This is a genomic window from Streptomyces peucetius (assembly GCF_025854275.1).
Classification (GTDB): domain Bacteria; phylum Actinomycetota; class Actinomycetes; order Streptomycetales; family Streptomycetaceae; genus Streptomyces; species Streptomyces peucetius_A.
Genome location: NZ_CP107567.1, coordinates 6,751,384 through 6,771,613, shown reverse-complemented (window position 1 = coordinate 6,771,613; position 20,230 = coordinate 6,751,384). Strand labels below are relative to the sequence as shown.

Genomic DNA, 20,230 nt, shown 5'->3' with positions numbered 1-20,230 from the left:
CGAGGCGTGCGCGCGGGGCGCACCGTTGCTGTCGGCCGGTGCGCCCCGCGCGGGAGGGGGGGTGTGCCTCCCCGTTCCATGACGGCTCGTCAGCCGCCGAGCTCCTGGTGGCGGGCGGTGAGCCTCGCCGCGCCCTGTTCGGTCAGGGAACCGAACAGCCGCAGACGGGAGATGCCGCCGTCGGGGTAGATGTCGATCCGCACATGGGTGCCGATCGCCGGGGCGCCCAGCACGAACCGGTGGTTGGCGTCGGGCTGGAGCCGCGTGCGGGGCAGGACCTCGCGCCACTCGGCGCCCTCCGCCCCGTCCCGTACGGACAGCGCGGCCCAGCCCGCGCTGTTGCCCTTGAGGTACGCGGTGTCGATCTCGACGGCGCGGATCTCGCTGTGGCCGGCCAGCTGGTAGCGAATCCAGTCGTTGCCCTTGTCACGGCGGCGGCGGGTCTCCCAGCCGTCGTCCATCTTGCGGGAGCGGCCGGGCTGGACGGTGTTGGTGGCCGGGGAGTAGAAGCGGTCGGAGGCGTCCTCGACCTGGCCGCCGTTCTCGAGCGCCACGAGGTCGAAGGTGCCGAGCGCGCCGAGCCAGGCGGGGTCGGGCACGACCTCGCCGTACACGCGCAGGCGCGCGATGCCGCCGTCGGGGTGCTGGTTGACCCGCAGGTGGGTGAAGCGCTGCTCGACGTCGACGGCGAAGCCGTTGGCGGCGTGGCCGCCGACGGCGGTGCGCGGGACCAGCGTCGTCCACTTCACGTCGTCGCCGAGGAGCTCCTCCGGGGAGGGGGAGCCGGCGACGGACGTGCCCTCGATCGACACGGCCTGCGGGTAGTTGCCCCGGAAGTGCGCCGTGTCGACGACGATGCCGCGTACGACGCCGGGGGCACCGAGGCGTACGAGCGCCCAGTCGTGGTCCTCGTCGGTGGGGTGGGGCTGCTCGGCGGAGACACCGCGGCGGCGGCGGGTCTCCCAGCCGTCCATGACCTTGCCCTTGTGCCCGAAGTGCTCGGGGTCGAACTCGGCGGGCTCGGGCTTCAGCAGGTTCTCGCGCTCGGCGAAGAACTCGTCGTTGGCGGCGACGACACCGGCGCCGAGGCGGCGGTCGGCGAGATCGGTGTACTGGGTGAAGGGGAACCCCGACGGACCGGCGGTGCGGTAGTCGGCGTACGGGTCGCCGCCGCCGTACGGGCTGGCGTCACCGGTGAAGGAGGGGATGGAGGATGCAGACACGGTTCAGTTGTTCCTTTCGAGCAGCCGGCCCGTCGGCGCGGCCAGGTTGCCGTTCTCCGCGATCCGCTCGCCGCGCAGCCACGTCGATCTGACGACCCCGTACAGCGTCCTGCCGGCGTACGCGGTCGCCTGGTTGCGGTGGTACAGCTCTGCAGGGTCGACGGTGAAGGTCTCGTCGGGAGCGAGGACCGCGAAGTCGGCGTCGCGGCCCGCCTCGACGGCGCCCTTGGCGCTCAGGCCCGCCAGGTCCGCGGGGGCCTTCGCCATCCAGCGGACGACGTCGTCGAGGGTGTGGCCGCGCTTGCGGGCCTCGGTCCAGATCGCGGGCAGGCCGAGCTGGAGCGAGGAGATACCGCCCCAGGCGGATGCGAAGTCCGGGGTCTTGAGGTCGGTGGTGCAGGGTGAGTGGTCGGAGACGATGCAGTTGATGGTGCCGTCGGCGAGGCCCTGCCAGAGCGCGTCCTGATTGGCGGCCTCCCGGATGGGCGGGCAGCACTTGAACTCGGTGGCGCCGTCCGGGACCTCCTCCGCGGTGAGCGTGAGGAAGTGCGGGCAGGACTCGACGGTGACGGCGACCCCGTCCCGCTTGGCGGCGGCGATCAGCGGCAGGGCGTCACTGGAGGAGAGGTGCAGGACGTGGACGCGGGCGCCGAGCCGCTTGGCGTGCGAGATCAGGCCCTCGATCGCGGTGTTCTCCGCGTCCCGGGGCCGGGACGCGAGGAAGTCGGCGTACCTGGGGCCGCTCTGCTGCGGCGCGGCCGCCAGGTGGTGCGGGTCCTCGGCGTGCACGATCAGCAGTCCGCCGAACCCGGAGATCTCCGCCATGGAGCGGGCGAGCTGCTCCTGGTCGAGCTCGGGGAACTCCTCGACGCCGGACGGCGACAGGAAGCACTTGAAGCCGAAGACGCCCGCGTCGTGCAGCGGCCGCAGGTCCTTGACGTTGGAGGGGATCGCGCCGCCCCAGAAGCCGACGTCGATGTGCGCCTTGCTGCGGGCGACCTCCCGCTTGGTGGCGAGGTGGTCGACCGTGGTGGTGGGCGGCAGGGAGTTGAGGGGCATGTCGAGCAGCGTGGTGATGCCGCCCGCCGCGGCCGCGCGGGTGGCCGTCCAGAAGCCCTCCCACTCGGTGCGGCCGGGGTCGTTCACATGGACGTGGGTGTCGACGAGGCCGGGCAGGACGACGTCGTCCCCGAAGTCTTCGAGCCGCGCACCGGCCGGCACCTCGGCGTCGTACGGCCCCACCGCGGTGATCCGCCCGCCGGCGACGGCGACCGTCGCGGCGCGCGTCCCCTCGGGGGTGACCACCCGCGTCGAGCGCAGGACCAGTTCCACTTCCACGTCGGACACGTCTTGCACGTCGGACACCCGCTCCCCTCACTTCCACTGTCCAGCAAAAATTCAACGAACTGTTGAAGGAGTCTTCCCCTCCGACCAGCACCCGTCAAGACCCGCCGGAGCCGGAGGGTCACCCTTGTACATTTCCACAAAGTGGAAGTACAATTCCATTCCAGTATGGTCGCTTCAGCCGGAAGCAGGCCCGCGCAACATCGCAGACACGGGGACAAACATCCCCTGACCGGCCAGGACGCCCCTTGGCGGACGATGTGCCCCGCACATGCGCCCGGTAGGCTGCTGGCTTGCCCTGCCTGCCCGAAAGGACCGCCGACGTGCCGACGTCCAGCGCCAGCGCCACCGACGCAGCCAAGCCCGCCGCCAGCGGCGGCGTGCAGTCCCTTGAGCGCGCCTTCGACCTGCTCGAACGAATGGCCGACGCCGGTGGCGAGGTCGGTCTCAGCGAGCTCTCCGCCAGCAGCGGTCTCCCCCTGCCCACCATCCACCGGCTCATGCGCACCCTGGTCGCCTGCGGCTACGTACGGCAGCAGCCCAACCGCCGCTATGCGCTCGGCCCCCGGCTGATCCGCCTCGGCGAGTCCGCGTCCCGCCTCCTCGGCACCTGGGCACGCCCCTATCTGGCCCGCCTCGTCGAGGAGACCGGCGAGACCGCCAACATGGCGCTGCTCGACGGCGACGAGATCGTGTACGTGGCCCAGGTGCCCTCGAAGCACTCGATGCGCATGTTCACCGAGGTCGGCCGTCGGGTGCTGCCGCACTCCACCGGCGTGGGCAAGGCCCTCCTCGCGCACACCCCGGCGGACGAGGTACGGGCACTGCTGGCCCGTACCGGCATGCCGGCCGCGACCGAGAAGACGATCACGACGCCGGAAGGCTTCCTGGAGGCGCTGGAGCAGGTCCGCAGGGCCGGTTACGCGGTGGACGACAACGAGCAGGAGATCGGTGTCCGCTGCCTGGCGGTCTCCGTGCCCGACTCCCCCACGGCCGCCGCGGTCTCGATCTCCGGTCCGGCGGGCCGGGTGACGGAGGCGGCCACGGAGAAGATGGTGCCGCTGCTCCAGGAGGTCGCCCGCGACCTGTCCGCGGCACTCGCGAACACCAACGGACAGGCCTGACGACAACGGAAAGGGGGCCCGGGACCGTCGTCCCGGGCCCCCTTCCGGCATCTCTCAGTCGAGCGTGATCGCGTACACCTCGACCCGCCGGTCGTCCGGCAGGCTCAGCGAACGCACGGTCCGGCCCGTGTCCAGCGGCGCCGCCGTCGCGAACAGCCGGACCGACGGCCCGTCGACGCCCTGCCCCCGCCGGATGCGGTGGTCCATGTCCAGGGCGACGGTGCTGCCGGTGGGCGCGGAACCCGCCCAGTCGCCCACGGTGACGGGAAGCTCGTCGCTGGTGCCGTCGGTGTAGCGGACGGTGAGGGTGGTGGCGACGGTGCCGTTGTGGGCGGCCGCCACCAGCCGCAGCGCCTCGTGCTTCCCGGCCGGCAGCAGCAGCGACTGCCCGCGGGCCTCGGTGAAGTTGTCCGCGGTGCCGGACGCGTCGGGCGCCTGGTACACGACGCCGCCCCAGGTCACCTGGCCCGCCTCCGGCAGCAGCGCGGCGTCGTAGCTCCAGCCGCCGCCGTCGAAGTCGCCCTCACCGGACGCGGCCACCGTCGCGGTGCCGTCGTGGTTCGCCTCACGGGTGAGGTCGACCGCGCACTGTCCCTCGGCCCGGACCGCGCACGCGCCCGGCTCGCGGACCTCCACGGTCGCCTCGCGCGTCACACTGCCCGCGCCGGTGGCCGAGACCTCGAACCGCACCCGGTAGGAGCCCGGCGCGGCCTGGGCCGGGACGGTCACCTCCGGCTCCACCGTCCGCTGCACCGGCAGCCGTCGTGAGTCGAGCCGGAAGGCCGACGGCACCCGCACCCGCCACCCCTCGGGCGCCGTCGCCCGCACGGTGACGTGCAGCGCGCCCGGTGCCTGACCGAGCACGTCGAGCGCGAGGTGTGCGGTCTGCGGCGCGTCGCTCTCCGGTACGACGTCGGAGCCGGTCCGCAGGGAGGCGTCCAGATGCCGGCGGGAGTCGGCTGCCGCGCGGTTGACCGACGGCGGCTCCGCGTCCTTGCCGGTGCCCCAGGCCGACGGCGTGTCGCCGAGTTCGTGGGTGAGCGTGCCGCCGTGGGCGACCGCGTCCCAGTCGAGCCACGTCCGGCGCAGGTCCCGGCCGTCGAACGACGAGCGCTGGATGTAGCGGGTGGTGTCGCTCGCGCCGGGTGCCTCGATGGTCAGTGTGCCGCCCTGCTCCGTGCCGTACTCGCCGACCTCGACGACGGCCGAGGAGAACTGCGGGCTGGAGACGGCGAGGAAGTCGCCGCCGCTCATCGTCGGGTAGAGGCCGAGCGAGGAGAAGACGTACCAGGCGGACATCGTGCCGAGGTCGTCGTTGCCGGTCATGCCGTCGGGGCCGGTGGTGAACAGTGTCATCGCGGCGCGGACGACGGTCGCCGTCTTCGCGGGCGCCCCGGCCCACAGATACATGTACGGGGCGTGCAGATCGGGCTCGTTGTTCGGGTTGTAGGTGGGCTTGCCGTAGTAGTCGTACGGGGCGGAGATCCAGTCCTCGCGTGCCGTGCGCTCCGGGTCCGCGAGCAGCTTGTCGTAGGCGAAGAACCTGTCGAGCCGCTCCTCGGTGGTGGCCCGGCCGCCCATCAGCGCGACCAGTCCCGCCGGGTCCTGCGGGACGAGCCACTGGTACTGGTGGGCACCGCCCTCGTGGAACTGGTGGGCCGCCTCGACCGGGTCGTACGGGGTCAGCCAGGTCCCTTCGGCCGTACGGGGCCGGAACTGGCCGATCTCCGAGTCCCAGAGGTTGCGGTACCACTGGCCGCGCGCCGCGAACAGGCGGGCGTCCGCGTCGTGTCCGAGCGCCCGTGCCATCAACGCCAGCGAGGCGTCGGCCGCCGCGTACTCCAGGGTCGCGGAGGCGGGGTGCTTGCAGTCGTTGTCACCGCCCTTGTCGGCGCAGTCCTCGCCGAGCTCCAGGCCGGAGGGCACATAGCCGCGCGCCGCGTAATGCTCCACGCCCGAGCGGCCGTTGTAGGGCGAGTCGGCCGGCGGGGTGCTCGTCGCGTTCTTCCGCAGCAGCGCGTACGCCTCCTCCTCGTGGCCCGCGAGCAGCCCCTTGGACCACGCCTCGACGAGGAACGGCGTCACCGGGTCACCGGTCATGATGTTGGTCTCGCTGTTGGCGAGCGCCCAGCGCGGCAGCCAGCCGCCGTCGCGCCCGGCGGCGACGACGGAGAGTGCCACGTCTCGGGCCACCTGCGGCTGCAGCAGTTCGAGCAGCTGGTTCTGCGGCCGGTAGGTGTCCCACAGGGAGAAGTTCTGGTACGGCGTGAACCCGTCGGCGGTGTGCGTCCCGCCGTCGAAGCCCGCGTACCGGCCGTCCACGTCACCGGCGAGGTTCGGGTGCAACTGGGCGTGGTAGAGCGCGGTGTAGAAGGCGCGCTGCCGCTCGAGGGTGCCGCCGCCGACCCGCACGGAGCCCAACTGCCGCTGCCAGGTAGCGCGCAGGGCGGCCCGGGTGGCGTCGAAGTCGTACGAGTCCCCGGTCTCCGCGGCCAGATTCTTGCGGGCACCGTCCGGGCCCGTGTACGACAGGCCGACCTTGACGACGACGTCCCGGTCGTCGGCGGCGTCGAACGTCACCCAGGCGCCGTTGCCGCCCTCGCCCTCGGCGTCACGGCTGCCGGGGGCGCGGGTGTCGCCGCGCCAGGTGCCGTACGCGGCGAAGGGCCGGTCGAAGGTGGCGGTGAAGTAGACCGTGTGCCGGTCCTTGCCCGCGCAGAAGTTCCCGGCCTCGACGCGTCCTTCGACGGTGCGGTCACCGACGACATGGACCTCCGAGTCGTACACCCGCTGGTTGGCCTTGCCCGTGTTGAACAGGACGTTGGCCTCGCCCGTCGCGGGGAAGGTGTAGCGCTGCCAGCCGGTGCGGGGCGTGGCGGTCAGCTCCGCGTCGATGCCGTACGTCTGCAGGCCGACGCGGTAGTAGCCGGGCTCGGCCTCCTCGTCCTCGTGGGAGTAGGCCGAGCGGTACCGGGCCGGATCGACGGTGTCGACCGCTCCGGTGGTGGGCATCAGGGGCAGTTCGCCGACGACGGAGCAGCCGACACCCGAGAGATGGGTCTGACTGAAGCCGTGGATCCTGTCCTGCTGGTAGTCGTAGCCGCCCTGGCCGCCGGTGTCCGGGCTGACCTGCACCATGCCGAACGGGGCGCTCGCGCCGGGGAAGGTGTTGCCGAAGTTCTGTGTCCCGACGAACGGGTCGACCAGCGCGGCGGGGTCCTCTGCCACCGGGGCCGCGGCCTGTGCGGCCGGCGCGGGGGCCAGCAGGCCGCCCCACGCCAGCCCGGCGGCCAGCGGGATCACGGCGGCCCGCGACGTGCGCGCCCGTATTCTCCTCAGCAGTTGATGCATGGGCGTCCCTCTCCTGAATCCGTGGACCGGCGCGGAGACTTGACCACGCATCTGACATCGTTGTCAACGTCTTGGACCGATTTCCCGTCCGCCGGGAAACCGGTCCAGGGCACGCTCCGTCCGGCACTCGCTCAGCGGGACGGGGCGAGCACCGGCGCGAGCCGGCCGTCCGTCATGGTGACCGTGCGGTCCGTCCGTTCCAGATGTGTCCGGTCGTGGGTCACCAGCACCGTCGCCGTCGAACGCTCCCGGGTCAGCCGCACCAGCAGGTCCAGGACCGCCGCGCCCCGCTCGTGGTCGAGCGCGCTGGTCGGCTCGTCGACCAGGAGCACGGCCGGTTCGTTCATCAGCGCACGGGCGATGTTCACCCGCTGGCGCTGGCCGCCGGAGAGCTGGTGGGGTCTGCGGCCGGCCTCGTCCGCGAGGCCGACGGCGTCGAGCAGTCCGAGGGCCCTGTCGCGTGCGGTGCGCGCGGCGCGGCCGGAGACATGGGTCATGACCTGGAGCTGTTCGGCGGCCGTGAGCGACGGCAGCAGGTTCGGCTGCTGGAAGACGATGCCGATGCGCTCCCGGCGCAGGGCGGCCTGCGCCGCCGGGGTCAGCCCGCCCGTGTCGGTGCCGTCCACGACGACCCGGCCGCTGTCGGGCGTCACGAGCGTCGCCGCGACCGCCAGCAGACTGGACTTGCCGGAACCGGACGGTCCGACGACGGCCGTCAGTGACCCGGCCGGAGCGTCGAGCGACACCCGGTCGAGCGCGGTGAGACGGCCCCGCCCGTCGGGGTAGGTGAGGGTGATGTCGTCGAGCAGCAGGGTCATCGGGCGCTCCCGAGTGCGGTCAGGGGGTCGACGGCGGTGATCAGCCGGATGGACAGGGCCGCACCGGCGGCGCCGAGGACGATCATGACGCCGGCGGGTACGAGCACGGTGGGCGCGTCGAGCACGAAAGGCACGTCACCGCCGCTGATCAGTGCCCCGGCGCCGGCCGCGAGCCCGGTGCCGAGCAGCGTCCCGGCGCCGAGCACCACCACGGCCTGCCCGAGCGCGTCCCGCAGCAGGTAGCGGGTGGAGGCGCCGAGCGCCTTCAGCACGGCGACGTCGCCGCTGCGCTGGATGGTCCACACGGTGAAGAACGCGCCGATGACGAGCGCCGAGATCGCGAACAGGAAGCCGCGCATCAGCTGCAGCGAGCCGTTCTCCGACTGGAAGGAGCCGATGGCGGTCAAGGACTCGTCGACGGTGAGGGTCTTCGTACCGATGGCCTCGTCGCCCGCGGCGGTGTCGGCGCCGTCCGGGGTGGTCAGGGCGATCACGGTCGCCTCCTGACCCGGGGAGAGGCGCCGCCAGTCGGCGAGCGCCGTCCACACCACGGGGGTGTGGGAGTAGGAGGCGTCGCCCTCGACGGCGGCGACCACGGCGTCCAGGGGGCCGAGCCGGACCCGGTCACCGGCCCGCAGCCCGAGCTCCTCGGCGGCCGGCTCCGACAGCACCACCTCACCGGGCCGCGTCCCGCGCGGCGCGAGCCGGGAGCCCGGTTCGCTGCCGAACGCGGACACCGCGGCCGTACGGTCCCCCGCGGACGCGTTGAGCGTACGGATCCCCAGCGGCTCGGCCGCCGTGATCCCCGGCCGGGCCGCCCAGTCGCGCCACTGGCTCTCCGTGACGGCCGAGTCGGCGAACGACACCGACTCGCCGCGCGGCGGCGCGGCGAAGGCGAGGCGGTCGGCGGGCAGGCCGGTGAGGGCAGAGGTGTTCTCCCTGGCCAGCCCGGCGGTCAGCCCGGACAGCAGGCCCACCAGCAGGGTGATCAGCACGACGACCGTGCCCATCAGCACGAACCGCCCCTTGGCGAAGCGAAGGTCTCTCCATGCGACGAACATGGTTCCCAGCCTGGTGCGCGTGGCGCGGCCGGACATCGCACGCGGGTGGGGGTGCGCCTCAACCTTTTGATCGATCCGGTCGCCGCACCCCGTGCTTACGCTGGAGTGACCATGGACTCCCGGACCCTGACCCCCGTCATGCGCGTACTGCGCCTCTGCCTGCACGCCCTGCTGGCCGGACTGCTGGCGCTGGCCGCCGCGCGTGCCGTCACCGGCGGCGAGCCGCACGCGTACGCGGTCGTGGGAGCCGCCGCGGTGACGGCCGCCGTGTACGCTGCGGGTGTCCTCACCCCCGCCGTGCACCGCTCGCCGCGTGCCGCCGCGCTGTGGCTCGCGGCGCTCGGCGCGACGTGGCTGGCGCTGCTGGTCCTGTCGCCGGACGCCCTCTGGGTGGCGTTCCCCCTGTACTTCCTGCAGCTGCATCTGCTGCCGGTGCGGTGGGGCCTGGCGGCCGTCGCGGTGACGGCCGCCGCCGCGATCGGGAGTTTCCTGCTGCACGGGCAGACCGTCACACCGGGCACGTTCATCGGGCCGCTGCTGGGCGCGGCCGTCGCGGTGGCGACCGTGCTCGGCTACCAGGCGCTGTACCGGGAGAGCGAGAGCCGGCGCCGGCTGATCGAGGAGCTGGTGTCCACCCGCGCCGAGCTCGCCGCCGCGGAACGCACCGCGGGAACGCTCGCCGAGCGGGAGCGGCTCGCCCGCGAGATCCACGACACCCTCGCGCAGGGCCTGTCCAGCATCCAACTGCTGCTGCGCGCCGCCGAGCACGCCCTGGACGAGGACGCCCCGGCCGCCCGGCACGTCCGTCACGCGCGCCGGGCCGCGCAGGACAATCTGGCGGAGGCCCGCCGTTTCGTACGGGCGCTGACGCCGCCGGATCTCGAACGCGGCTCGCTGGCGGGCGCGCTGGAGCGGCTGTGTGCGGGCGCCCACGGCCCGGCGGTGCAATTCGGTGTCAGCGGCACGCCGGTGGAGCTGCCGACCCCGTACGAGGTGGCGCTGCTGCGGACCGCGCAGTCGGCGCTCGCCAACACCGAGCGGCACGCGGCGGCCTCCCGGGCGGAGATCACCCTCAGCTACATGGACACGTCGGTGTCGCTGGACGTCGTCGACGACGGCCGGGGCTTCGACCCCGACGCTGCTGTGCGCGGCGACGGCGGCTTCGGACTGCGCGCGATGCGTTCGCGGGCCGGCTCGCTCGGCGGCACGCTGAGCGTCGAGTCGGCACCCGGCCAGGGCACGGCCGTCGCCCTGACCCTGCCACTGCCCGCCTCGGCCCCGGAGCGCGCCGCATGAACAACCCCGTCCGGCTGCTGCTCGCCGACGACCATCCCGTCGTACGGGCAGGGCTGCGGGCCGTGCTCGACACCGAGGCCGACTTCGAGGTGGTCGACGAGGCGGCGACCGCGGAGGCGGCGGTGCGGCGCTCCGCCGCGGGCGGCGTCGACGTCGTACTGATGGACCTCCAGTTCGGCACCGGCATGCACGGCTCGGAGGCGACGGCGGCGATCAGCGCGCTGCCGGACGGCCCACGGGTGCTGATCCTCACCACGTACGACACGGACGCCGACATCCTCGCGGCGGTGGAGGCCGGCGCGGCCGGCTATCTGCTGAAGGACGCCCCGCCGGAGGAACTGGCCGCGGCCGTCCGCACGGCGGCGGCCGGCCGGTCGGCGCTGGCCCCGGCGGTGGCCCACCGCCTGATGGACCGTATGCGGACCCCGGCGCAGGCGCTGACCAAGCGCGAGCTGGAGGTGCTGCAACTCGTGGGCGACGGTCTGTCGAACCTGCAGATCAGCAAGAGACTGTTCCTGAGCCAGGCGACGGTCAAGTCCCATCTGGTGCACATCTACGCGAAGCTGGGCGTCGACTCCCGCACGGCGGCCGTGGCGGCGGCGACGGCGCGTCGCCTCATCCGCCGCTGAGGGGGCTGCCACCCCCGCACACAACTCCGGGCCCGGCCCGTCCTCCACGGGGCGTCGCCCGGTCCGGGTTGCTCGGCGTGCGGGTGCTGCTTCCGGGCCGGGACCGGCCCCGGCTGAACCGGTATCGCGTTCGGCTGCTTTGTCACTGCGTCGTGGCTTCGGGGAGGATGGGCCGTCTCGTCAGCCCGCGGGCGTCCCGGGCAAGGGGGTCACAGGGTGTACAGGACGCGCAGGACACGGCCAAGAGGCTGCGGGCGATCAGCGGCGGGCTGTCGGACCGCTTCCAAGCGTGTGCCGTCCGGGGCGGGCACCGCCGGCTGCGACCATCGAGACAGCGGTCTATCCGCGATCCGAACTCGGCTCGGCAGTACCGCCCGGGGTCGTTCCGGCTTTCGTGTGGAGGATGTCGCGCGCCTGTTCCGCGGCATGAACGAGGCTCTCGGAGACGAAGTCGAGGAAGCGGGCGATGTTCTCCATGCGGGCGGCGGCCGGGGTGCCGGGCCCGAGGACGCGGACGCCCTGCCGTGCGGTCTCGACGAGCTGGGCGGTGCCGCGGGCGCTGGCCATCATCGACTGGTACCAGATGTCGTCGTCGACCACGTAGCGCTCGCGGCGGCGTTCGTCGCGTTCCCGGCGGACGAGGCCCTGACTCTCGAGGAACGCGATCGCCTTGGAGACGGACGCCGGGCTGACCCGGAGGCGCTGCACGAGTTCGGCCGCGGTGAGGCTGCCCGAGTCGCTGGTGCAGAGGCAGGCCAGCACCCGGGCCATCATCTTGGGCGCGCCCGACTGCATGATCGCGGTGGTGAACGTCTCCTCGTACTGGCGCACCGCCTCGGCGTCCCGTCCGTGGGCCTGTGCGGGTGCCTCCGGCGACCCGGGCGCGGCCTGCCTGCGCCGGTGGGTGCGGCGTTCGGTGGCGCGGTGGGCCAGGTCGGCGCGGTAGGCGGTGGGGCCGCCGTTGCGCATGACCTCGCGGGTGATCGTCGACGTCGGGCGGTCGAGACGCCGGGCGATCTCCGCGTAGGCGAGGCCGTCGGCCAGTCCCAGCGCGATCTGCTGGCGTTCCTGCTGGGTGAGTCTGCCTCCCGGCATCGCGGCCTCCTGTGTGTTCCGTGGGCACCTCCAGCATAGCGTTCGCCCTCATTGCATTGCAACGAAGCGAACGGCGCCGTTGCATTCACCGATAGATCCATTGCAATGATTCGACTACTTTCACCTGCACTTATGGCGCTTCTGTGCAACGAGCCCGTTGCCTAATCCATGAACGCAACGTAGCGTTTCCGGTGTCAGAAACAGCTTGAACACGGGAGAGCACGATGCAGAAGTTCGACACCACCGCCCCGGTCACCGCGGTCGTCGCCGTCCCCGCGGGGCGCATCCGGTTCATCGCCGCCGACCGGACCGACACCACCGTCGAGGTCCTGCCCGCGAACGCCTCGAAGGGCCGCGACGTGAAGGCGGCCGAGCAGACCGAGGTCACCTACGCCGACGGCACCCTGCGCATCAAGACCTCGCCGGCCGGGAACCAGATGCTCGGCGCCTCCGGATCCGTCGAAGTGACCGTCCAACTGCCCGCCGGCTCCCACGTCGAGGCGAAGGCGGACGCCGCCGAACTCCGCGCTGTCGGACGCCTCGGCGACATCGTCTTCGAGGGAGCGAACGGCGCGGTCAAGATCGACGAGGCCGCGAGCATGCGCCTCACCGCCTTCGGTGATGTCTCGGTCGGCCGCCTCGGCGGCCCTGCGCAGATCAGCACGCAGAAGGGCGACGTCCGGATCGCCGAGGCGGTGCACGGCGCAGTCGTGCTGACCACCCAGATGGGCGACGTGTCGGTCGGTGCGGCCGACGGAGTCTCCGCCTCCCTCGACGCCAGTACCGGCTACGGCCGGATCCACAACGCACTCAAGAACACCGACGGCGCCGACGCCGGCCTGACCATCCGCGCGACCACCGCCCACGGCGACATCACCGCCCGCAGCCTCTGAAATCAGGGAGACCTCTCATGACCGACTGGGCCATCACCGCGAGCGGGTTGCGCAAGTCCTACGGCGACAAGACCGTGCTCGACCACATCGACCTGGCCGTCGCAGAAGGGACGATCTTCTCCCTGCTCGGTCCGAACGGCGCCGGCAAGACCACCGCCGTCAAGATCCTCTCCACACTCATCACCGCCGACGGCGGGCAGGCCCGGGTCGCGGGCCACGACCTCACCACCGCCCCGCAGGCCGTGCGTGCCGCGATCGGTGTCACCGGGCAGTTCTCCGCCGTCGACGGGCTGATCACCGGCGAGGAGAACATGCTCCTCATGGCGGACCTGCACCACCTCTCCCGCAGCGAGGGGCGGCGCACCGCCGCCGAACTCCTTGAGCGGTTCGACCTGGTGGAGGCGGCGAAGAAGCCCGCGTCCACCTACTCCGGCGGCATGAAGCGCCGTCTGGACATCGCCATGACGCTGGTCGGCGGCCCGCGGATCATCTTCCTCGACGAGCCCACCACCGGTCTCGACCCCCGCTCGCGGCACAACATGTGGCAGATCATCCGCGAACTCGTCACGGGCGGTGTCACCGTCTTCCTCACCACCCAGTACCTGGAGGAGGCCGACGAACTCGCCGACCGCATCGCCGTGCTCAACGACGGGAAGATCGCCGCCGAAGGCACCGCCGAGGAGCTGAAGCGACTCGTCCCCGGCGGACACGTCCGGCTCCGCTTCACCGACCCGGTCGCGTACCAGTACGCGGCCTCGGCCCTGCGCGAGGCATCCCGGGACGACGAATCCCTCGCCCTGCAGATCCCCAGCGACGGCACCCAGCGCGAACTGCGCTCCATCCTCGACTGGCTGGACTCGGCCGGCATCGAGGCCGACGAACTGACCGTGCACACCCCCGACCTCGACGACGTGTTCTTCGCCCTCACCGACGGCGCCGACATCCCCGACCAGACCAACCAGCCCAAGGAGGCTGCGCGATGAGCTCCCTCTCCCTCGCCGTACGCGACTCGTCCACGATGCTGCGCCGCAACCTCCTGCACGCCCGGCGCTACCCGTCCCTCACCCTGAACCTGCTGCTCACCCCGATCATGCTGCTACTGCTCTTCGTCTACATCTTCGGCGACACGATGAGCGCGGGCATCGGCGGCGGGGACCGCTCCGACTACGTCGCGTATCTCGTCCCGGGCCTGCTGCTGATGACCATCGGCAGCACCACGATCGGGACCGCGGTCTCCGTCTCCAACGACATGACCGAGGGCATCATCGCCCGCTTCCGCACGATGGCGATCCACCGCGGGTCCGTGCTCGTCGGACACGTCGTCGGCAGCGTGCTGCAATCCGTCATCAGCGTGGTCCTCGTCGGCGCCGTCGCCGTGGCCATCGGCTTCCGCTCCACAAATGCCACGTTCCTGGAGTGGGTCGCGGCGTTCGGGCTGCTCGTACTCTTCGCCATGGCGCTCACGTGGATCGCCGTCGGCATGGGCCTGATCAGCCCCAATGCCGAGGCCGCCGGCAACAACGCGATGCCGCTGATCTTCCTGCCGCTCATCTCCAGCACCTTCGTCCCCGTCGACGCGATGCCCGGCTGGTTCCGGCCGATCGCCGAGTACCAGCCCTTCACCCCCGCCATCGAGACCCTGCGCGGCCTGCTCCTCGGCACCGAGATCGGCCACAACGGATGGCTCGCCCTCGCCTGGTGCACGGCGCTGACCGTGCTCGGCTACTTCTGGTCGACCTCGAAATTCAACGACGACCCGGAGTAACCGCCATGACAGCGCGGGGCCGCTCCCCCGCAACTCGTTCCGCCCCAGGGCGGCGTACACCGACACCACGTCGCGTACGCCGCCCCGTCGGCGTTCTCGGGCATCCGCCGGGTGAACGCCGGCACCGACGCCACAGGCGTCAGACGCGGCGCTGTGGCGGGATCTCCCCGAAGAGGTCCACCGCCGCGCGGACCTGCATCAACGCGGGCGACAGCGCGCTCACGGACCCGATCGCGCCCGCGATGAGCAGCAGCGAGCGGCGCATCCGGGGGATCTCCGGGTCACCGGCCGCCACCATCGCCGCCAGCACGGCGAGTTCGTCCTCGGCGATGCCCCGGTCGCTGAAATCCGCGGGGTGTCCGGCGAGTTCACGTCTCAGCCTGGCGACCGCAGCCCGCAGCTCCGCCGCCCTCGGGTCCTCGCCACTGCCTCTGCCCGTCACCCGCGTCTGCCCCACGCTCCGCAACAAAGCCCAGCCCCTCGCACGTCCTTGTGCACGTCCCTGGCCCCAGGGCGTGTCGGACCCCGCCCGAGGGGTGCGGGCCAGTTAACGCCATCAGGCCCGCACCGCGCCACCGTGCGGACGTGATTCAGGACGAAGGCAGAGGGTCCATCGCATTGCGCCACACGGTCACGTCGACGGTGATGAACCGGCTGGCGTCGTTCTCCGAGGACTTGCCCTGGTAGGTCACGAGTCCTACGTGACCGGAGTCGGTGAGGACACAGATCTGGGAGCCCTTGGAGAGCAGGCCCATCTCGATGGTGCTGGTGTAGCGCGTGTCGCTCCGGCAGGTGTCCAGGTCGCCGGCCTGTCCGCTGCGCAGCAGGATCATCCTGCCGTTCTCGGTCTCGACCTGGCTGATGCCTCCCTCGTACTCGAAGTCCGCGTTGGAGTCGTCGTCGAGAGGCTTGATCGGATCGTGGTCGAGGAAGATGTGGTAGTTGTCCACGATGTCGATGCCGGTGTACGTCTTGGGCTCCGGCGCGGGCAGCGGGTCTCCGGGCGCGGTGTCCAGACCGTCGCCCTCGCCGCCCGGAGTGGCGCTGCCCGACGGGGTCTCCTGCTTGGGCGTGCTGTTCGCGGACGGCTCGCCCTTGCCCTGGCTCTGGTTCGTCTTGTCCTTGTCGTCACCGGACAGCGCCATGTAGGCACCGGCGCCCGCGGCGCCGCCGACGACCAGCGTGACGAGGACGGCGATGGCGAAGTTGCGGACCTTGTTCTTCTTCTTGGGCGGCGTGGCGGCGGGTACGGGCGAGGCGACCGTGCCGTACTGCTGGGGGCCGGTGTGCTGCTGCGGGTTCGGCCCGGTCTGGGGGTAGCCGTATCCGGGCGCAGTCTGGGCCGCCTGCGGATAGCCGTACGTCGGCTGGGCGTGCGGCTGCGGGTGCGTCGCGGCGGGCTGCTGCGCCTGCGGCGGGACCGGTGACTGCGGCTGGACCGGCGGCTGCTGGTGGGTCTGCGGCGCGGGTCCGAAGCCCGGCGGCGGAGTGGAGGGCGCGGCGTGCGCGGTCGGCGCGTGGGTCGGTGCGGCAGCGGCGGGCGCCGGGGGCGTGACGGGCGGCTGGCCGGCGGCGGGCGTGGCCGGCGGGGCGGGCGCGGCCTTGCGGGTGGTGATCTCGGCGGCCACGACGCTCGGCAGCCACTCCTCCGGACGCCTCAGCACCGTCTCGCCGTTGGCGGCCTGGCAGATGCTCAGGATCTCGGCGACCGACGGCCGGCCCTCGGGCTCCTTGACCATGCAGCGGGTCACCAGTTCACGCAGCTGCTCGGGGAGTTCGGTGAGGTCCGGCTCCTCGTGGACGATCCGGTAGAGGACACCGTGCGAGGTCCCCTCGCCGAACGCCGCCCTGCCGGTCGCCGCGTAGGCCGTGATCTGGCCGAGGGCGAAGATGTCGGTGGCCGGGGTGACGTGGCTGCCGGCCGCCTGCTCGGGTGCCATGAAGGAGGGCGTGCCGATGGTGACGCCGCTGCTGGTCAGTGACGTGGCGTCGGCGGCCCGGGCGATGCCGAAGTCGATGACGCGCGGGCCGTCGGCGGCGAGGAGGACGTTGGCCGGCTTGAGGTCGCGGTGGACGATGCCGGCGCCGTGAATGATCTGCAGCGCCTCCGCGATACCGGCGACGAGCAACAGCACCGTCTCGACGGGCAGTTTGCCGTGCTGGGCCACCGCGTCGGCGAGGGACGGGCCGGGGACGTAGGCCGTGGCCAGCCAGGGCTGTTCGGCGTCGGCGTCGGCGTCGATGACGGGCGCGGTGAACAGGCCCTGCACACGCTGTGCGGCCTGGACCTCCTGGGCGAAGCGGCGCCGGAACTCGGCGTCCTGGCCGAAGTCGGGGCGGATCACCTTGATGGCGACCGCGCGGCCTCCGGGCGTGTAGGACAGATAGACCTTGCCCATGCCGCCGGCGCCGAGGCGGGCGGCGATCCTGTATCCGGCTACGTGCTTCGGATCGTCCTCACCCAGCGGCTGGAAGACCGTTCCCTGGTGTGCGCGGCCACTCATCGACTCTTGATCCCCCATGGCGAACCTCAGTGTTGAAGGTGCACCTTATCCAAGGCGGCACCCCGCTCTCCACGTCGGACGACCGGTGGCGCACGGGCGGTTGCAGGATCGGCGGGAGAACCCCAGTCCGGCGCAACGCCGAAGCCGTCGCCGCCCGCGTATTCGCCCGCTTATGGGATAGGGAGTCCTCATGTCGCCACCTCGCACCTCGACCACACCCCAAGAACCGGCCGTCGCCGGATTGTTGCTCGCGGCGGGCGGTGGCCGGCGTCTCGGCGGCCGGCCCAAGGCGCTGCTGGAGCACCACGGCAGACCCCTCGTCGAGTACGCGGTGCGGGTGCTCCGCGAGGGCGGCTGCGGTCCGGTGCACGTGGTGCTGGGCGCGGCGGCGGACCGGGTGCGGCGGGAGGCGGATCTGTCGGGGTGCGTGGTGCGGGACAACCCGGACTGGGAGGAGGGGATGGGGTCCTCGTTGCGGGTCGGGCTGTCGTCGCTCACCTCGTCCGGTGGGGCGGACGCGGCACTTGTGCTGCTGGTGGACCAGCCGGGGATCGGCGCGGAGGCCGTGGCACGGGTGCGTGCGGCCTACCGCTCGCGTGCGTCGCTGGTGGCGGCGGCGTACGGGGGGCGACGCGGGCATCCGGTGCTCTTCGGCCGGGACCGGTGGGCGGGGATCGCCCTGAGTGCGGTGGGCGACCGGGGCGCGCGGACGTACCTGGCGGCGAACGCCGACGCGGTCACGCTCGTGGAGTGCGGTGACGTGGCCGAGGCGTACGACATCGACACGCCCGAGGATCTGCGCCACCTTCGGTGAGCGGCGTGGCACGGTGCGCCACCTTCTGTCGACCCGGAGAATCTCGATATCAACAAACCATTGAACTTCCACTATGCGGTAACTACTATCCACTGTTCAGAAGCGCCTGACCGCTCGGACGGCGCCCACGGCCGTACCCCCGGAGCCCTGGCACTGAGTGCCGTCCAGCGGCGACCCGGCGGCCGCACGGCGGTTCCGCGCACAGCCCGTGAAGCTCGCGAAGGAAGTGACAGCTCATGTCCGCACCAGCGCCGTCCCCGCTGGCAATCGTCGATGCCGAGCCCCTGCCCCGGCAGGAAGAGGTCCTTAACGAGGCGGCCCTCACGTTCGTGGCCGAGCTGCACCGGCGCTTCACACCGCGCCGTGACGAGCTGCTCGCCCGCCGCGCCGAGCGCCGCGCCGAGATCGCCCGTACGTCCACGCTGGACTTCCTCCCCGAGACGGCCGCGATCCGCGCGGACGACTCGTGGAAGGTCGCCCCGGCACCCGCAGCCCTGAACGACCGCCGTGTGGAGATCACCGGACCCACGGACCGCAAGATGACCATCAACGCCCTGAACTCGGGCGCGCGGGTCTGGCTCGCCGACTTCGAGGACGCGTCCGCCCCCACCTGGGAGAACGTCGTCCTCGGCCAGCTCAATCTGATCGACGCGTACGAGCGCCGGATCGACTTCACCGACCCGAAGTCCGGCAAGGCGTACGCCCTGAAGCCCGCCGAGGAGCTCGCGACCGTCGTGATGCGCCCCCGCGGCTGGCACCTCGTCGAGCGCCACCTGCAGCTCGACGGCATCCCCGTCCCCGGCGCCCTCGTCGACTTCGGCCTGTACTTCTTCCACAACGCCAAGCGGCTGCTGGACCTCGGCAAAGGCCCGTACTTCTATCTGCCGAAGACGGAGTCGCACCTCGAGGCCCGGCTGTGGAACGACATCTTCGTCTTCGCGCAGGACTACATGAGCGTCCCGCAGGGCACCGTCCGCGCGACCGTCCTGATCGAGACGATCACCGCGGCGTACGAGATGGAGGAGATCCTCTACGAACTCCGCGACCACGCCTCCGGCCTGAACGCCGGCCGCTGGGACTATCTGTTCTCCATCGTCAAGAACTTCCGCGACGGCGGGCAGAAGTTCGTCCTCCCGGACCGCAACGCGGTGACGATGACCGCCCCGTTCATGCGCGCGTACACCGAACTGCTGGTGCGCACCTGCCACAAGCGCGCCGCGCACGCGATCGGCGGCATGGCGGCGTTCATCCCCTCCCGCCGCGACGCGGAGGTCAACAAGGTCGCCTTCGAGAAGGTCAAGGCCGACAAGGACCGCGAGGCCGGCGACGGCTTCGACGGCTCCTGGGTCGCCCACCCGGACCTCGTCCCGATCGCGATGGCCTCCTTCGACGCGGTCCTCGGCGACAGGCCGAACCAGAAGGACCGGCTGCGCGAGGACGTCTCGGTCGCGCCGGGCGATCTGATCGCCATCGACTCGCTCGACGCCAGGCCCACGTACGAGGGTCTGCGCAACGCCGTCCAGGTCGGCATCCGCTACATCGAGGCGTGGCTGCGCGGCCTCGGCGCCGTCGCCATCTTCAACCTGATGGAGGACGCGGCGACGGCGGAGATCTCCCGCTCCCAGATCTGGCAGTGGATCAACGCGGGCGTCGTCTTCGAGAACGGCGAGCGCGCCACTCCGGAGCTGGCGCGGAAGGTCGCGGCGGAGGAACTGGCCGCGGTCCGCGAGGAGATCGGCGACGAGGCCTTCGACGCGGGCAACTGGCAGCAGGCGCACGACCTGCTGCTGAAGGTGGCCCTCGACGAGAACTACGAGGACTTCCTCACCCTCCCCGCGTACGAACAGCTCGTCGGCTGACACCTGCCGCCGCACCGCACCGCCCCCGGTACCGCACAGCACCGGGGGCGGTGCGCTGCACGGCACAGGCAGGAGGTGCCCTGCGGCTCGACCGCGCGACCCACCGCACGCCCCGTCGAGGCGGACCGATGAGTTTCCCGTCCGGCACCGGTCGTTACAGCAACCGGTGCTTGTTGATCACGTCTCCACGAAGGGATACTCCACCCATGCCAGAGACCGTGAAGGGCCCAGCGAGTTACTTTCCGTCGATCGAGCAGAAGTACGGCCGACCAGTCGCAGAGTGGCAGGATCTGATCCGGGCTTCTCCGCTGACCAGGCACATGGAACTCGTCAACTGGCTCAAGTCCGAGCACGGCTTCGGACACGGCCACGCCAACGCTCTCGTGGCGCACTCCCTCGCCGAGGACAGCGCCGGGTGACGGTGGCGCGTCACCAGCCCCTCGGGAGGCTCCCC

Annotated in this window: 17 protein-coding genes; 9 read left to right on the top strand and 8 right to left on the bottom strand. The window is 71.9% G+C overall.

The features are described from left to right. Nucleotides 1-89: 89 nt before the first annotated feature. Together alc and allB are read right to left on the bottom strand one after the other, a co-directional pair. Complete coding sequence (alc, locus tag OGH68_RS30635) at nt 90-1,223, bottom strand: allantoicase (RefSeq protein WP_264248534.1); 1,134 nt, start codon at nt 1,221-1,223, stop codon at nt 90-92. Between the two features lie 3 nt (nt 1,224-1,226). After that, on the bottom strand, nt 1,227-2,570 hold the full coding sequence (allB, locus tag OGH68_RS30630; protein ID WP_264250364.1) for an allantoinase AllB: 1,344 nt from the start codon (nt 2,568-2,570) through the stop codon (nt 1,227-1,229). Nucleotides 2,571-2,890: 320 nt separating this feature from the next. Between allB and OGH68_RS30625 the strand changes: the two genes are divergently transcribed. Continuing rightward, the gene (locus tag OGH68_RS30625; RefSeq protein ID WP_264248532.1) at nt 2,891-3,691 is read left to right on the top strand and encodes an IclR family transcriptional regulator; all 801 of its coding nucleotides are present in this window, start codon (nt 2,891-2,893) and stop codon (nt 3,689-3,691) included. A 54-nt stretch (nt 3,692-3,745) separates the two neighbouring features. Here the strand turns inward: OGH68_RS30625 and OGH68_RS30620 are convergent, their stop codons facing one another. The 3 genes from OGH68_RS30620 to OGH68_RS30610 form a co-directional block, all read right to left on the bottom strand. Continuing rightward, entirely contained in the window at nt 3,746-7,042 is a 3,297-nt protein-coding gene (locus OGH68_RS30620; protein ID WP_264248529.1) for a GH92 family glycosyl hydrolase, read from the bottom strand. A gap of 131 nt (nt 7,043-7,173) precedes the next feature. Next, entirely contained in the window at nt 7,174-7,860 is a 687-nt protein-coding gene (locus OGH68_RS30615) for an ABC transporter ATP-binding protein (protein WP_264248528.1), read from the bottom strand. Next, nucleotides 7,857-8,921, bottom strand: coding sequence for an ABC transporter permease (locus tag OGH68_RS30610; protein ID WP_264248526.1), 1,065 nt, complete (start codon nt 8,919-8,921; stop codon nt 7,857-7,859). Before OGH68_RS30610 ends, OGH68_RS30615 begins: the two co-directional genes overlap by 4 nt. Before the next feature lie 111 nt (nt 8,922-9,032). On the opposite strand from OGH68_RS30610, the gene OGH68_RS30605 reads away from it, so the two are divergent. Both OGH68_RS30605 and OGH68_RS30600 read left to right on the top strand, forming a co-directional pair. Further along, a complete protein-coding gene (locus OGH68_RS30605; RefSeq protein WP_264248525.1) occupies nt 9,033-10,217 on the top strand; it encodes a sensor histidine kinase in 1,185 nt (394 codons plus the stop codon). Then, the gene (locus tag OGH68_RS30600) at nt 10,214-10,846 is read left to right on the top strand and encodes a response regulator (protein ID WP_264248523.1); all 633 of its coding nucleotides are present in this window, start codon (nt 10,214-10,216) and stop codon (nt 10,844-10,846) included. Before OGH68_RS30605 ends, OGH68_RS30600 begins: the two co-directional genes overlap by 4 nt. 339 nt (nt 10,847-11,185) lie before the next feature. Here OGH68_RS30600 and OGH68_RS30595 read toward each other — a convergent pair whose 3' ends face one another. After that, a complete protein-coding gene (locus OGH68_RS30595) occupies nt 11,186-11,941 on the bottom strand; it encodes a GbsR/MarR family transcriptional regulator (RefSeq protein ID WP_264248521.1) in 756 nt (251 codons plus the stop codon). A gap of 224 nt (nt 11,942-12,165) precedes the next feature. On the opposite strand from OGH68_RS30595, the gene OGH68_RS30590 reads away from it, so the two are divergent. The 3 genes from OGH68_RS30590 to OGH68_RS30580 are packed head-to-tail and all read left to right on the top strand — an operon-like array spanning nt 12,166 to nt 14,599. Then, on the top strand, nt 12,166-12,834 hold the full coding sequence (locus OGH68_RS30590) for a DUF4097 domain-containing protein (RefSeq protein WP_264248520.1): 669 nt from the start codon (nt 12,166-12,168) through the stop codon (nt 12,832-12,834). Between the two features lie 17 nt (nt 12,835-12,851). Further along, the gene (locus OGH68_RS30585; protein WP_264248518.1) at nt 12,852-13,817 is read left to right on the top strand and encodes an ATP-binding cassette domain-containing protein; all 966 of its coding nucleotides are present in this window, start codon (nt 12,852-12,854) and stop codon (nt 13,815-13,817) included. After that, on the top strand, nt 13,814-14,599 hold the full coding sequence (locus OGH68_RS30580) for an ABC transporter permease (RefSeq protein WP_264248516.1): 786 nt from the start codon (nt 13,814-13,816) through the stop codon (nt 14,597-14,599). Before OGH68_RS30585 ends, OGH68_RS30580 begins: the two co-directional genes overlap by 4 nt. Nucleotides 14,600-14,738: 139 nt before the next feature. On the opposite strand, the gene OGH68_RS30575 is transcribed toward OGH68_RS30580, so the two are convergent. Then, complete coding sequence (locus tag OGH68_RS30575) at nt 14,739-15,068, bottom strand: DUF5955 family protein (protein WP_264248514.1); 330 nt, start codon at nt 15,066-15,068, stop codon at nt 14,739-14,741. Between the two features lie 121 nt (nt 15,069-15,189). Continuing rightward, nucleotides 15,190-17,103, bottom strand: coding sequence for a serine/threonine-protein kinase (locus tag OGH68_RS30570; protein ID WP_264248513.1), 1,914 nt, complete (start codon nt 17,101-17,103; stop codon nt 15,190-15,192). A gap of 190 nt (nt 17,104-17,293) precedes the next feature. Here OGH68_RS30570 and OGH68_RS30565 point away from each other — a divergent pair, with 190 nt between their 5' ends. From OGH68_RS30565 to OGH68_RS30555, 3 genes are all read left to right on the top strand, one after another. Beyond that, nucleotides 17,294-17,917: an NTP transferase domain-containing protein gene (locus tag OGH68_RS30565; RefSeq protein WP_264248512.1), complete on the top strand. Its 624-nt coding sequence runs from the start codon at nt 17,294-17,296 to the stop codon at nt 17,915-17,917. Between the two features lie 236 nt (nt 17,918-18,153). Continuing rightward, complete coding sequence (aceB, locus tag OGH68_RS30560) at nt 18,154-19,776, top strand: malate synthase A (protein WP_264248509.1); 1,623 nt, start codon at nt 18,154-18,156, stop codon at nt 19,774-19,776. Between the two features lie 206 nt (nt 19,777-19,982). Continuing rightward, entirely contained in the window at nt 19,983-20,195 is a 213-nt protein-coding gene (locus OGH68_RS30555) for a DUF4287 domain-containing protein (protein ID WP_264248508.1), read from the top strand. Nucleotides 20,196-20,230: the final 35 nt, after the last annotated feature.

Coding starts and splice junctions, on each gene's coding strand:
- OGH68_RS30620 (WP_264248529.1), bottom strand. CDS start 7,042: ATGCATCAACTGCTGAGGAGAATACGGGCGCGCACGTCGCGGGCCGCC.
- OGH68_RS30615 (WP_264248528.1), bottom strand. CDS start 7,860: ATGACCCTGCTGCTCGACGACATCACCCTCACCTACCCCGACGGGCGG.
- OGH68_RS30610 (WP_264248526.1), bottom strand. CDS start 8,921: ATGTTCGTCGCATGGAGAGACCTTCGCTTCGCCAAGGGGCGGTTCGTG.
- OGH68_RS30605 (WP_264248525.1), top strand. CDS start 9,033: ATGGACTCCCGGACCCTGACCCCCGTCATGCGCGTACTGCGCCTCTGC.
- OGH68_RS30600 (WP_264248523.1), top strand. CDS start 10,214: ATGAACAACCCCGTCCGGCTGCTGCTCGCCGACGACCATCCCGTCGTA.
- OGH68_RS30595 (WP_264248521.1), bottom strand. CDS start 11,941: ATGCCGGGAGGCAGACTCACCCAGCAGGAACGCCAGCAGATCGCGCTG.
- OGH68_RS30590 (WP_264248520.1), top strand. CDS start 12,166: ATGCAGAAGTTCGACACCACCGCCCCGGTCACCGCGGTCGTCGCCGTC.
- OGH68_RS30585 (WP_264248518.1), top strand. CDS start 12,852: ATGACCGACTGGGCCATCACCGCGAGCGGGTTGCGCAAGTCCTACGGC.
- OGH68_RS30580 (WP_264248516.1), top strand. CDS start 13,814: ATGAGCTCCCTCTCCCTCGCCGTACGCGACTCGTCCACGATGCTGCGC.
- OGH68_RS30570 (WP_264248513.1), bottom strand. CDS start 17,103: ATGAGTGGCCGCGCACACCAGGGAACGGTCTTCCAGCCGCTGGGTGAG.
- OGH68_RS30565 (WP_264248512.1), top strand. CDS start 17,294: ATGTCGCCACCTCGCACCTCGACCACACCCCAAGAACCGGCCGTCGCC.
- aceB (WP_264248509.1), top strand. CDS start 18,154: ATGTCCGCACCAGCGCCGTCCCCGCTGGCAATCGTCGATGCCGAGCCC.
- OGH68_RS30555 (WP_264248508.1), top strand. CDS start 19,983: ATGCCAGAGACCGTGAAGGGCCCAGCGAGTTACTTTCCGTCGATCGAG.